10 protein-coding genes are annotated in these 13,017 nt (G+C 53.0%); 5 read left to right on the forward strand and 5 right to left on the reverse strand.

Going from position 1 to position 13,017, the window contains the following annotated elements; all coding sequences use genetic code 11:
- The first annotated feature begins 43 nt into the window (after positions 1–43).
- Positions 44–1,294 (forward strand): NupC/NupG family nucleoside CNT transporter, encoded by a 1,251-nt coding sequence (locus ABK821_RS13070; RefSeq protein ID WP_343179029.1) that lies wholly within the window; start codon positions 44–46, stop codon positions 1,292–1,294.
- 34 nt (positions 1,295–1,328) lie between these two features.
- On the opposite strand, the gene ABK821_RS13075 is transcribed toward ABK821_RS13070, so the two are convergent.
- The 3 genes from ABK821_RS13075 to ABK821_RS13085 all read right to left on the reverse strand — a co-directional run bounded on the left by ABK821_RS13075 (position 1,329) and on the right by ABK821_RS13085 (position 4,422).
- A complete protein-coding gene (locus tag ABK821_RS13075; RefSeq protein ID WP_343179028.1) occupies positions 1,329–2,417 on the reverse strand; it encodes a sugar kinase in 1,089 nt (362 codons plus the stop codon).
- A 1-nt stretch (position 2,418) separates the two neighbouring features.
- On the reverse strand, positions 2,419–3,276 hold the full coding sequence (gene nfo, locus ABK821_RS13080) for a deoxyribonuclease IV (protein ID WP_343179027.1): 858 nt from the start codon (positions 3,274–3,276) through the stop codon (positions 2,419–2,421).
- Positions 3,277–3,372: 96 nt separating this feature from the next.
- Complete coding sequence (locus ABK821_RS13085; protein WP_343179026.1) at positions 3,373–4,422, reverse strand: YeiH family protein; 1,050 nt, start codon at positions 4,420–4,422, stop codon at positions 3,373–3,375.
- 356 nt (positions 4,423–4,778) lie between these two features.
- On the opposite strand from ABK821_RS13085, the gene yieE reads away from it, so the two are divergent.
- Both yieE and ABK821_RS13095 read left to right on the forward strand, forming a co-directional pair.
- Positions 4,779–5,645, forward strand: a complete 867-nt coding sequence (gene yieE, locus ABK821_RS13090) for a DNA-binding transcriptional regulator YeiE (RefSeq protein WP_138359995.1) — start codon at positions 4,779–4,781, stop codon at positions 5,643–5,645.
- Between the two features lie 161 nt (positions 5,646–5,806).
- The gene (locus ABK821_RS13095) at positions 5,807–7,276 is read left to right on the forward strand and encodes an amino acid permease (RefSeq protein WP_138359994.1); all 1,470 of its coding nucleotides are present in this window, start codon (positions 5,807–5,809) and stop codon (positions 7,274–7,276) included.
- Between the two features lie 152 nt (positions 7,277–7,428).
- Here ABK821_RS13095 and ABK821_RS13100 read toward each other — a convergent pair whose 3' ends face one another.
- Both ABK821_RS13100 and fghA read right to left on the reverse strand, forming a co-directional pair.
- Positions 7,429–9,384: a ligand-gated channel protein gene (locus tag ABK821_RS13100; protein ID WP_308562389.1), complete on the reverse strand. Its 1,956-nt coding sequence runs from the start codon at positions 9,382–9,384 to the stop codon at positions 7,429–7,431.
- 453 nt (positions 9,385–9,837) lie between these two features.
- Positions 9,838–10,674 (reverse strand): S-formylglutathione hydrolase, encoded by an 837-nt coding sequence (gene fghA, locus ABK821_RS13105; RefSeq protein ID WP_138359992.1) that lies wholly within the window; start codon positions 10,672–10,674, stop codon positions 9,838–9,840.
- 366 nt (positions 10,675–11,040) lie between these two features.
- Between fghA and folE the strand changes: the two genes are divergently transcribed.
- On the forward strand, positions 11,041–11,709 hold the full coding sequence (folE, locus tag ABK821_RS13110) for a GTP cyclohydrolase I FolE (RefSeq protein ID WP_138359991.1): 669 nt from the start codon (positions 11,041–11,043) through the stop codon (positions 11,707–11,709).
- 16 nt (positions 11,710–11,725) lie between these two features.
- Entirely contained in the window at positions 11,726–12,883 is a 1,158-nt protein-coding gene (gene yeiB, locus ABK821_RS13115) for a DUF418 domain-containing protein YeiB (protein ID WP_138359990.1), read from the forward strand.
- The last annotated feature ends 134 nt before the right edge of the window (positions 12,884–13,017 follow it).

The raw sequence follows: 13,017 nt of genomic DNA on the forward strand, positions 1-13,017 counted from the left end.
GCCTGGCCCGGCGCCAGGTTTTCCACCACGTAAGGATATCATGATGGACATCATGAGAAGTCTTTTAGGCATGGTGGTACTGCTGGCCATCGCCTTTGCGCTGTCAGTGAATAAAAAATGCATCAGCATCAGAACCGTGGGGGCCGCGCTGTTACTGCAAATCGTAATTGGCGGGGTCATGCTCTATTTTCCTCCGGGGAAATGGCTGGTTGAGCAGGCGGCGCTTGGGGTACATAAAGTCATGTCCTATAGCGATGCCGGGAGCGCCTTTATTTTTGGTGCGTTGGTTGGTCCGAAGATGGACGTATTGTTTGATGGCGCGGGCTTTATCTTCGCTTTCCGCGTGTTGCCCGCGATTATCTTTGTCACCGCGCTGATAAGCTTGCTCTATTACCTCGGCGTTATGGGGTTGTTGATCCGTATTCTGGGCGGGATTTTCCAGAAGGCGCTGAATATCAGTAAGATTGAATCATTTGTCGCCGTGACCACTATTTTTCTTGGGCAAAACGAGATCCCGGCGATCGTTAAACCGTTTATCGATAAGCTAAATCGTAATGAGTTGTTTACCGCGATTTGTAGCGGAATGGCATCAATTGCCGGATCGATGATGATCGGTTATGCCGGAATGGGCGTACCGATTGACTACCTGCTGGCCGCTTCGCTGATGGCTATTCCCGGGGGAATTCTGTTTGCGCGTATGTTGAGTCCGGCGACAGAGGTTACGCAGGTGACTTTCGATAATCTCTCCTTTAGCGAAACGCCCCCGAAAAGCGTTATCGAGGCGGCGGCATCCGGCGCCATGACCGGGCTGAAAATCGCGGCCGGCGTGGCAACGGTAGTGATGGCGTTTGTGGCGATTATTGCTCTGCTGAACGGTATTATTGGCGGGATCGGCGGCTGGTTTGGCTATGGTCATGTCACGCTGGAAGGGATCTTCGGTTATGTGCTGGCACCTTTGGCGTGGGTTATGGGCGTCGACTGGAGCGATGCGACGCTGGCGGGGAGTCTGATTGGTCAAAAGCTGGCAATAAACGAATTCGTTGCCTATCTCAATTTTTCGCCTTATCTGCAACCCGGCGGTACGCTGGAAGTGAAAACCATCGCGATTATCTCGTTCGCTCTGTGCGGTTTCGCTAACTTTGGCTCTATTGGGGTGGTTGTCGGGGCGTTTTCGGCGATTTCTCCGCGCCGCGCGCCGGAAATAGCCCAGCTTGGTTTACGCGCCCTGGCGGCGGCAACGCTTTCTAACCTGATGAGTGCTACTATCGCAGGGTTCTTTATAGGGCTTGCATAGGCGTATCTGCGCACCGCGTCTGCGGTGCACGCTGTTATGCTCTGGGAAGCAGATTGAGTGCGTTATCAACGGACAAGGAGGGATTATTAATACTGTCGCTGGCGCGAGTGATGGCGGTGCAGGCCATGGCGAAAGCGGCGCTTTCCTGAAAATTGCTGCCATCAAGATAGTTGTAAAGCAGACCGGCCATTAGCGCATCGTCGGCACCAAAGCTGTCTATTGTTGTATGGGCTGGAAGATTCATCTGAAAATGTTCGCCGTCGGCTTCGCTGCAAAAAATAGTGTCGTCGTCCAGGCAGAGCACGACGCGTTGAGTACCTTGCTCATGTAGCCATGATAGCGCGCGATGGCAATCGCTATCGCTGGCGATAGTGTGCCCGCAGAGGATTTGTAATTCCCGCAGCGTGGGCTTGAGAGTATGGATTTTTCCCAGCCAGGGACGAATACGATGCGCTTTAAACTCCGACACCGTATCGACAAACACCGGGATGGTGTTTGCCAGCGTAAATACCCATTCCAGCGCTTGCTCCGTTAAATTACAGTCGACCAGAATGACGCCTGCATGGGTTAGCAGATCCCGATACTGATTCAGTAGCTGTGGGGTGAGAGACTGTAAAATATGCGTATCGTTAATGGCAAGTACCGTCTCTTCCTGCGGGTTGGCGATAGATAAATAGGTGGCGGTGTTGTGACCGTGCAGACGGATGCAGCTCTGTACGTTAACGCCGGCCTGCCGGGTTTGTTCCAGCAATGTCTCACCGTAAAAATCGCTGCCGACGGCGGAAATCAAATGCACATCACGGCCCAGCAACGCCAGATTATGAGAAATATTGCGCGCTACGCCGCCTGCGGAGCAGCGGATATTGCCGGGGTTTGACGCTGGCTGCGGATAATGAATGTCGGCCACTCCGCGAATATCCATATTGATCGCACCTAACGAGACGCAGTACTCCTGCTCGGTCAGGATGTAGCCCTTCCCCTTGATGGCCCCTTTGCGCGTGAGATCCATAATGTGTGCGGCTACACGGGAGCGGCTAATTTGCAAAATATCGGCAATCTCATGCTGCTGAATCAGCGGATTGCGCCGCAAAATTTTGAGGATCTGCTTTTCCCTGTCGTTCATATCAGACTGCCGCCTCTTCCGTCTGTTGCGCTCGCAGCCAGGCGATCTCTTCCGCCCAGATATCAGGATTAATCGTTTCCAGAATCAGCGGAATACCGTTGAAACGATCGTCCTGCATGATCCAACGGAAGGCATCGTGACCAATATTGCCTTCACCCAGACTGTGGTGACGGTCAACGCGGCTACCGAAAGCGCTTTTCGCATCGTTCAGGTGCATACCGCGCAGATACTGAAAACCGACAATGCGATCGAAATCCGCGAAGGTTTTTTCACACGCTTCGGCGCCGCGCAGATCGTAACCGGCGGCGAAAGCGTGGCAGGTATCAATACATACGCCGACGCGGGATTTATCTTCCACACCGTCGATAATGGCCGCCAGATGCTCAAACTTAAAGCCCAGATTACTGCCCTGGCCTGCGGTATTTTCAATTACCGCCGTCACGCCTTCGGTTTTTGCCAGCGCGATATTGATTGATTCGGCAATACGCGCCAGGCACTGCTCTTCCGGTATCTGCTGCAGGTGGCTGCCCGGATGGAAATTAAGCAGCGTCAGGCCAAGCTGCTGGCAGCGGGTGAGTTCATCAATGAAAGCATCGCGGGATTTTTCCAGCGCCTCCGCAACCGGATGACCGAGGTTTATCAGGTAGCTATCGTGCGGCAGAATTTGCCCCGGTCCGAAATGATACTTTTCGCAGGCGGCTTTAAATTCCGTAATCGTTTTGTCGTTCAGGGGCGCGGCGCGCCATTGACGCTGATTTTTGGTGAAGAGGGCAAATGCGTTAGCGCCGATTTCGTCTGCGCGAATGACGGCATTGGCCACTCCGCCGGAGGCGCTGACGTGCGCTCCAATATATTTCATAAAAAACTCCAGTTAAGCCGCTGGTTAGAGGGTAATGATAGCGGCTTAGCCGGAGAGTTACATCATCAGAAATATCACCTGACTTGCGAGGGGCTGTCAGCCTAACAGGCGATGAATGACGAGGTTAATCGTCCCGCCACCGATAATCAGCCATGCGAAGAGCATTAGCGCCATCAGTAGCGGTTTGGCGCCGGCTTTTTTCAGCGCGCTGACGTGGGTCGTCAGGCCCAGCGCGGCCATTGCCATTGCCAGCAGCACGGTATCCAGGGTGATCAGCATATTGACAACGGCTTGCGGCAGCAGGTGGAAGGAGTTAAACACCGCAACCAGAATGAACAGGATCGCAAACCACGGAATGGTAATTTTGCTTTTCTCACCGCTGCCCGCCGGTGTTAATTGCTTAACGCGAGCGGCAAGAAGCAGCAGGAACGGAGCCAGCATCATCACGCGCAGCATTTTGGTAATCACCGCTGCGTTTTCCGCATCCGGACTGACGGCGTGGCCTGCGGCAACGACCTGAGCGACTTCATGCATCGTCGATCCCATATAGATGCCGTAGATTTCCGGCGTAAACCAGGGCGCCAGCAAAGGGTAGATTGCCGGATACAGAAAGATGGCGAGGGTGCCGAAAATGACCACCGTGGCGACGGCGACCGTAACTTTGCTGGCCTCCGCTTTGACGACCGGCTCGGTGGCCAGCACCGCCGCCGCGCCGCAGATACTGCTCCCGGCGCCAATCAGCCAACTGGTGTGTTTATCCAGATTGAAAACCCGTTGTCCAACAAAGCAGGCAATAAAAAAGGTGCTGGATAGGGTCAGAACGTCAATTGTAATCCCGCTTATCCCGACATCGGCAATCTGGGCGAACGTCAGGCGAAAGCCGTATAAAATGATGCCGAGGCGCAGCAGATGCTGTTTGGCAACGATCACGCCACCGTCGCAAAACGACCAGATCTTGGGGTAAACCGTGTTTCCGATGATCATGCCGAACAAAATCGCCAGCGTTAGCGTGCTGAATCCTGCGCCAGCGATCGCCGGAAAGTGACCCGTCCACAGTGCGACTCCGGTAACGATGGCGGTTAGCGCCAGACCAGGTGTAAAGCGTCGTAATGGACTATGTTTAGTCGGTAAAGTGAGTGCTGTCATAACCTTCTCCTTTGTACGGGAAGAGCATACGACTCGCTGGTTTAAATATAAAATTGATTATATATTTATAATCAATCGTAATAAGTGGTATAGGGTCGATCATGACAGGATGTAACACGGCGGCTAGCAAGGGGTAGAGGCGTCGGCAATGAATGCGATGAGTCGAAAGCGACTCACCGGCGAGAGACAAGCGAGTCTTTCAGGCTGTACCCGGCAACGGAGATCACGATGTGGCTGGAATCGCAAGGCAGTTGGAATAATGACGTGTATATCCGGCTCGCTGAGTGGGATGGGTTCTGCTCTTCATCTCCCAGGGATAGCGGATAGACACGCCGTATATAAAGGCAGGAAGATTTATGCATATTACGCTACGGCAGTTGGAAGTGTTTGCCGAAGTTTTAAAGAGTGGTTCTACGACGCAGGCATCACAAATGCTCGCGCTATCGCAATCGGCAGTCAGCGCGGCGTTGACCGATCTGGAAGGGCAGCTTGGCGTACAGTTATTTGACCGTGTTGGTAAAAGGCTGGTGGTGAACGAACACGGCAGGCTGCTTTATCCACGGGCGCTGGCGTTGCTGGAGCGCGCGCTGGAGATAGAGCAGTTGTTTTGCGGCGATAATGGCGCGATTCGCGTCTATGCCAGCAGCACCATCGGTAACTATATTCTGCCGGAAATTATCGCGCGCTATCGACGCGATTTCCCGGATTTACCGCTGGAACTCAGCGTGGGGAACAGTCAGGATGTGATTAACGCGGTGGCCGATCTGCGCGTGGATATCGGGCTTATTGAGGGCCCTTGCCATGCCGCGGATATTATTGCTGAACCCTGGTTGCAAGATGAGCTGGTGGTCTTTGCGGCCCCGGATTCGCCGTTACTGGAAGGGGCGGTGACGTTGCAACGACTGGCTGAAGCGCCGTGGATTTTACGTGAACACGGCTCCGGGACACGGGAAATTGTCGACTATTTATTATTGTCGCATTTGCCGGCATTTCACCTTGGGATGGAACTGGGCAACTCTGAGGCCATCAAGCACGCCGTGCGTCATGGTTTAGGGATTAGCTGTCTTTCACGGCGGGTGGTTGCAGAACAGCTTGAAGTAGGCTCACTGGTGGAGTTAAGCATCCCGTTGCCACAATTAACCCGCACTCTGTGGCGTATTCACCACCGGCAGAAGCATATTTCCAAAGCCTTACAGCGCTTTTTGCAATACTGCGCAGGGTAGGCTGTCGATCAAGCTGAATGCTGATATTTCTGCGATTTACTACTTTACTAATAATTCATGCGCGATCATGAAGCTCTCTTATAACTCCGCATTTGTATCGGATGGACCCCCGACACTCTGCTACAATCTCGCCTCGTTTTTTGGATGGATAGAATTTTCACATGGTTTCGGATACTAAAACCACAGAAGTGCCCGGTCTACGTCGTGAACTGAAGGCACGCCACTTGACCATGATCGCGATTGGCGGTTCCATCGGCACAGGTCTTTTTGTTGCTTCCGGCGCAACGATTTCGCAGGCCGGCCCCGGTGGCGCGCTACTCTCTTATATTCTCATCGGTCTGATGGTCTATTTTCTGATGACCAGCCTTGGCGAACTGGCGGCATTTATGCCGGTTTCTGGCTCATTTGCCACTTACGGGCAAAATTATGTCGAGGAAGGCTTTGGCTTCGCGCTGGGCTGGAACTACTGGTACAACTGGGCGGTGACGATCGCCGTTGACCTCGTTGCCGCGCAACTGGTGATGGGCTACTGGTTTCCGGATACGCCCGGCTGGATCTGGAGCGCACTGTTCCTTGGCGTGATGTTCCTGTTGAACTGGATCTCGGTAAAAGGTTTTGGCGAAGCGGAATATTGGTTCTCGCTGATTAAGGTCGCCACCGTTATTATCTTTATTATTGTCGGCGTGATGATGATCGTCGGTATCTTTAAAGGCGCCCAGCCTGCTGGCTGGAGCAACTGGACCATCAACGATGCGCCGTTTGCGGGCGGTTTGCCGGCGATGATTGGCGTGGCGATGATTGTCGGCTTTTCATTCCAGGGAACTGAGCTTATCGGTATTGCGGCGGGCGAGTCGGAAAATCCGGAAAAGAACATTCCGCGCGCCGTGCGGCAGGTATTCTGGCGTATTCTGCTGTTCTATGTGTTTGCGATTCTGATTATCAGCCTGATCATTCCGTATACCGATCCGAGCCTGCTGCGTAATGACGTAAAAGACATTTCCGTCAGCCCGTTCACGTTGGTATTCCAGCATGCGGGACTGCTGTCGGCTGCGGCGATCATGAACGCGGTTATTCTGACGGCGGTACTGTCAGCCGGTAACTCCGGGATGTATGCGTCTACGCGCATGCTTTACACCCTGGCCTGTGATGGCAAAGCGCCGCGCATTTTCGCTAAGTTGTCCAGAGGCGGCGTACCACGTAATGCGCTGTACGCTACAACCGTGATTGCAGCGCTCTGCTTTCTTAGCTCAATGTTTGGTAATCAGACCGTTTATCTGTGGCTGCTCAATACGTCCGGGATGACCGGCTTTATCGCCTGGTTGGGTATTGCGATTAGTCACTATCGTTTCCGTCGCGGCTATGTGCTGCAAGGGAACGATCTGAATAATCTGCCGTATCGTTCAGGGTTCTTCCCGCTGGGGCCGATCTTCGCCTTCGTGCTGTGCCTGATTATTACCCTCGGGCAGAACTACGAAGCGTTCCTGAAAGACACTATCGACTGGGGTGGCGTCGCGGCGACCTATATCGGTATTCCGCTGTTCCTGGTTATCTGGTTTGGTTACAAACTGGCGAAAGGTTCCCGCTTTGTGCGCTATAGCGAAATGACGTTCCCGGAGCGTTTTAAAGACTAAGGTGAGCTCAAGCCCTCCGGCTGGAGGGCTTGAGGCTGATGAGCAACCTGTATTAGACATTGTGCCCGGATTTCCGTCAGGTGGCGGTTAACGCACTTTGTCAGCAACCTGAGCCACCCGCATAGCAGGTGGTTTATTGACACCGTTACCTATCAGAAGTTATACGTTATGCCGACGGTGTAGCGTCGACCGTCCAGTACCATATCGTAGGTATCATCGTCGATCTGCTTATCAAGAACGTTGTAAACGCCAGCGGTTAGCAGCACGTCCAGCGGAAGGTTGTAGCGTAAGCCGATATCCACCTGAGTATAAGACGGCTTGCTTTTCGCCATGGAAGTACGGCTCAGGTACTCGGAAGTTTTACCGCGGAAGTTCAGGCGGCTCCATAAGCCAAAATCCGCTGTCGCCTGCCAGTCTACGGTTGTATTAAACATATTCTTGGGCATTTTATTCAATGGCTTACCGGAAAACTTACCGCTTTTCTGCTCTGATTTTGTATAGGTATAGTTTGCAGTCCAGTTCAGATCGCGGGTTATCTTCCAGCCAAAGGTCGACTCGACGCCACGGATAATCGCTTTGTCCACATTAACGCGATCGCTGACGAAATCGTATTCATGATTGCCGATTTTGCAGGCGGGGTCGGTACTGCTGTTACAGCGACGGACTTCGGTGATTTTATCTTTAAAATCAGTATTGTATACCGTTATGCTGGCGTTCAGATTATCCGCGTTATCCCATATCAGCGCAATTTCTTCGCTCAGGCTTTTTTCGGGTTTCAGATCCGGGTTACCAACAATAATGCCGTCCAGGTAACGACCGCCGGTACCTTGCCCCCAACCGGCGGAGGACTGACGAAGATCCGGTGCGCGATAGCCTGCGGAAATACCGCCTTTCAGCGTCCACTGTTCTGTCAGATGCCATACGCCGTATCCACGCGGCGTCCAGTTACTACCGTAATTTTCATCTTTATCCAGATGCAGGCCGCCAGTCAGCGTGAAGCTGTCGGTGATAGCCCACTCATCTTCAGCAAACAGCGCCCAGCTCCAGCGTGTCAGCTTACTTAAACGGTCAGCGGCTTCGAACTTGTTACCTTTATCACTGAGCTTCTCGTAGCGATACTGTCCTCCGAGGGTGAGGGTGTGATCGCCGAGGAAAATCTGGTTCTGAGTGTTGAAGATGGTGTTGTAGGATTTCATGTGGCGACCGGCATTATTGCTTTCTTCACGCTGGATGTAGCTGGTGGAATTGATATCGTCGTAATAGCCGTTATGCGTAAGTGTGTAGTTGGTATGCTGGTAATGCGAGTTATCTTTACCGCGTCCGGCGGATCTTGACTTACCCGGGGTGCTATTACGGTCCTGCAATTCGCGGGAGTAATCCAGATCGAAGTCATTTTTTTCATCGGGCGTAAAATTCAGAGTAATGCCGCCGTTGCGCATTTTCTGTTCGTTGTAACCATACTCAATTTTATCTTCTGCGCGGCGGGAGAATAAGCCAGTCACTTTGGCCCCGAGCACCCCATCAATCAGAGGGCCAGAGGCATAAACGTTAGTCTGGTATAAATCACCGGAGTCGCGGTCTTCCTGGAAGGTGGCGTCCGCGTGCAGCGAGCCGCTCCACGCTTTGGTATTCGAGATTTTTTTGGTGATGACATTAATCACGCCGCCCATTGCGTCGGAGCCGTACAGCGAGGACATTGGCCCGCGAATGACTTCAATCCGTTCAATGGACTCCAGCGGTGGTAGCCAGCCTTGTTCGATCCCTGAGTTATCGCTGTTCGGGCGCGTGGTACGGCTACTGATACGCTTACCGTTGACAAGAAATAATGTGTACTGGGAAGACATGCCGCGAATGCTGATGTCACTGCTACTGCCGCCGCCTGTGATGACCACGCCGGGTACATCCTTAAGCGCATCGGTTACGTCGCGGTAGGCTTTATCTTCAATTTGCTGTTTGGTGATAACAGAAATAGATGCAGGCGCATTCTGGATTTTTTGTTCAAAGCCTGTGGCCGTAACGACCATCGTATTATCAGCAGCATGAACAAATTGCGAAGAGATTGCCGCGCATATAGCCACGGCAAGTAATTTAACGTGAGGTCTGGTCATTGATTCATTCCATTTTAAGTGAGAAAAGTTCCATCAGGTAATGCGTAAACCTTGTTTTTTGTTTTGTGTCTCCATCTTGTTTCAGGCGACAGGCTGTGCTGGTTGCACAAATTCATTGCGGCGCGTTATTGCTGACGAATCTGTCGCTCACGTGCCGCGTTGCTCTGCTTATGTGGAGCCAGAGCCAGCATTTTTATCCTGCAACCTGGGTTGAGTAGGGGATAAAAACAGCCATTAATGAAAACAAATGGGAGAATTGTAAAAAATGATATCTATTTTTAAATGTTAATGATAATCAAAATCACTTAGCAAATTCCTAATTTGCAGCGTGAGACCTTTCATGCATTTCGATCGCAGGGATTAAAGCGGGTGAGTATCAGTAAGCAGGCGGCGGGCAGAGCCGCAGGCAAAACGCCTGGCGGCTACATCATATTCGGGAAGGCGCGGGGGATGTCAATTCAACAGATACTGCGCATGAAAGCGCAAATGATCTTCAATAAAGGAAGCAATAAAATAGTAGCTGTGGTCATAACCCGACTGAATACGCAGGGTCAGCGGCCAGCTTTTCTGCCGCGCGATTTCAGCGAGAACCGCCGGTTGCAGCTGTTCGGCAAGGAATGGATCGCTATCGCCCTGGTCGATCAGGGTCGGTATCGCATCCTCCGCCCGGCTGGCTTGCATTAAGGCGCAGCTATCCCAGGCGCGCCAGGTTGTTTCATCCGCACCCAGATAAGCGGTAAATGCTTTTTTACCCCAGGGAATCTGGCCCGGGTTAACGATAGGGGCGAAAGCCGATACGCTGACGAAACGGCCCGGGTTCTTCAGCGCCATAATCAGCGCGCCGTGGCCGCCCATGGAATGTCCACTGATGGCGCAGCGCTCGCTGACGTTAAATTCGCTGGCAATCAGCTGCGGCAGCTCGTTGCAAAGGTAATCGTACATGCGAAAATGCGCGGACCAGGGCGCCTGAGTCGCGTTGAGATAAAAGCCAGCGCCTTTACCCAGATCGTAAGCGCTGTCATCGGCAACGTGTTCGCCGCGTGGGCTGGTGTCCGGCATCACCAGCGCAATACCCAGCTCAGCGGCAACCCGCTGCGCCCCCGATTTGGTGGTAAAATTTTCATCGTTGCAGGTGAGCCCGGACAGCCAGTAGAGAACCGGTGGCGGCGTGTCGGTGGCAGAGGGCGGTAAAAAGAGGCTGAATGTCATTGCACAGTTCAGCGTCGTGGAGTCGTGCCGCCAGCGTTGCTGCCGACCTTCATAACAGCGGTGCTCTTCGAGCAGTTCCATGCAAGGCTCCTTATGGGTTGTGCGCGTAATTCTTCATAATACAGATTTTCATTCACCCGTGAGCAACTTTCACTTTCTCCTTTTCGGAACGTATTGCATCATTAATGCAACGTTTAACCAACATACTGCTGTTGCCATCGCGTCAGGAATTGCGTCATGTCCCCGTGATGAGCTTGATTTCGGCAATCTGTGTAAGGCATTTCCGGACGTATCGTCATTTGCGGGACTGGGGACATGGAACGAGAGGTAAGGCCAATTTCAACAATTATCGCGGCGGCCACTGGATTCTGTGCGTCACCTCACGCACAATGATACAAACTTTGCCCTCAGAAGAGCAAAGCGCGCCACACCTGCAGGAGATTATAAATGTCATCACTGAGTAAAGAAGCCATACTCGTTCATGAAGCGCTTGTCGCTCGTGGGCTGGAGACGCCGTTGCGTCCGCCAGTGCAAGAAATTGATAATGAAACTCGCAAGCGTCTGATTGCCGGACACATGACCGAGATTATGCAGCTGTTAAACCTTGATTTAAGTGATGACAGCCTGATGGAGACGCCGCATCGTATCGCAAAAATGTATGTCGATGAGATTTTCTCCGGCCTGGATTACGCCCGCTTCCCCAAAATCACCGTCATCGAAAATAAGATGCAGGTTGATGAAATGGTGACCGTGCGTGATATCACCCTCACCAGCACCTGCGAACACCATTTTGTGACGATTGATGGTAAAGCGACCGTCGCCTATATTCCGAAAGATTCGGTGATTGGCCTGTCGAAAATCAACCGTATCGTGCAGTTCTTCTCCCAGCGTCCACAGGTGCAGGAGCGCCTGACCCAGCAGATCCTCACCGCGCTGCAAACGCTGCTGGGCACTAATAACGTCGCGGTTTCGATTGACGCGGTGCACTATTGCGTGAAGGCGCGCGGCATTCGCGATGCGACCAGCGCCACGACCACGACATCGCTGGGCGGTCTGTTTAAATCCAGTCAGAATACTCGCCAGGAGTTCCTGCGCGCCGTACGCCATCATAACTAAAAATGGGGCAGGGTAGATGGAGAGAAATGTCACGCTGGACTTTGTCCGCGGCGTCGCCATCCTTGGTATCCTGCTGCTGAATATCGTTGCCTTCGGTTTACCGAAGGCCGCTTATCTCAATCCGGCATGGTCCGGGCGGGTTTCTGATAGTGATGCCTGGACCTGGGCGATCCTCGATCTGCTGGCGCAGGTCAAATTCCTCACGCTGTTCGCGCTGTTATTCGGTGCCGGGCTTCAGCTTCTGCTGCCGCGCGGCAAGCGCTGGATCCAGTCGCGTCTGACGCTGCTGGCGCTGCTTGGTTTTATTCATGGTCTGTTATTCTGGGATGGCGATATCCTGCTCGCCTACGCGCTGGTCGGGCTGGTGAGCTGGCGGATGGTGCGCGAGGCCCATGATGCCAAATCGCTGTTTAATACCGGTGTGGTGCTGTACCTCATTGGTGTGGCGGTGCTGGTACTGCTGGGCTTGATTTCCGGCAACACGCCAAATCGTTCCTGGGTACCGGATGCGGCGAATGTGCAATATGAGCAGTTCTGGAAGCTGAATGGCGGCTTTGAGGCGGTGCGCAATCGTGCGGATATGCTGTCGGATAGCCTGCTGGCGCTGGGCGCGCAGTACGGCTGGCAACTGGCGGGGATGATGTTGATGGGGGCCGCGCTGATGCGCAGCGGTTGGCTCAAAGGGCAGTTCAGCCTGCGTCATTACCGCTGCGCTGGCGCACTGTTGATTATTGTCGGAATGGCGATTAATTTGCCGTCGATTTTTACCCAGTGGCATCTCGGCTGGGATTATCGCTGGTGTGCATTCCTGCTCCAGGCGCCGCGCGAGATAAGTGCGCCGCTGCAAACGATTGGCTACGCGGCGCTGGCATGGGGCTTCTGGCCGCAGTTGTGTAAATTGCGCCTGGCGGCGGCAATTGCCTGCGTTGGCCGCATGGCGTTGAGCAACTATCTGTTGCAAACCCTGATTTGTACGACGCTGTTTTACCGTTTCGATCTCTTTATGAAGTTTGACCGCTTATCGTTATTGGCCTTTGTACCGCCAATATGGACGGTTAATCTCCTCTTCTCGTGGCTTTGGCTACGTCATTTTCGTCAGGGGCCTGTTGAATGGCTATGGCGTCAGTTAACATGTCGTGCCTCAGGGACATCATTAAAAGATACATCACGATAACGATCTGGATCACAATCGTTAATAAAATAGATGTAACCGTTTCCATCCCTGTGACTTCACTCACGCAGCGCGCCGCGCGTCGCTGCCAGAATAGCCACCTTATTGAACACAGGAGGTGAGTATGAGGTACTGCA

Source organism: Klebsiella sp. KE9456 (genome assembly GCF_043832615.1).
Classification (GTDB): Bacteria; Pseudomonadota; Gammaproteobacteria; order Enterobacterales; family Enterobacteriaceae; genus Klebsiella; species Klebsiella indica.

Bases quoted from the DNA above. Each gene is read 5' to 3' on its own strand.
- ABK821_RS13070 (WP_343179029.1), top strand. From the start codon at position 44: ATGGACATCATGAGAAGTCTTTTAGGCATGGTGGTACTGCTGGCCATC.
- ABK821_RS13075 (WP_343179028.1), bottom strand. From the start codon at position 2,417: ATGAACGACAGGGAAAAGCAGATCCTCAAAATTTTGCGGCGCAATCCG.
- nfo (WP_343179027.1), bottom strand. From the start codon at position 3,276: ATGAAATATATTGGAGCGCACGTCAGCGCCTCCGGCGGAGTGGCCAAT.
- ABK821_RS13085 (WP_343179026.1), bottom strand. From the start codon at position 4,422: ATGACAGCACTCACTTTACCGACTAAACATAGTCCATTACGACGCTTT.
- yieE (WP_138359995.1), top strand. From the start codon at position 4,779: ATGCATATTACGCTACGGCAGTTGGAAGTGTTTGCCGAAGTTTTAAAG.
- ABK821_RS13095 (WP_138359994.1), top strand. From the start codon at position 5,807: ATGGTTTCGGATACTAAAACCACAGAAGTGCCCGGTCTACGTCGTGAA.
- ABK821_RS13100 (WP_308562389.1), bottom strand. From the start codon at position 9,384: ATGACCAGACCTCACGTTAAATTACTTGCCGTGGCTATATGCGCGGCA.
- fghA (WP_138359992.1), bottom strand. From the start codon at position 10,674: ATGGAACTGCTCGAAGAGCACCGCTGTTATGAAGGTCGGCAGCAACGC.
- folE (WP_138359991.1), top strand. From the start codon at position 11,041: ATGTCATCACTGAGTAAAGAAGCCATACTCGTTCATGAAGCGCTTGTC.
- yeiB (WP_138359990.1), top strand. From the start codon at position 11,726: ATGGAGAGAAATGTCACGCTGGACTTTGTCCGCGGCGTCGCCATCCTT.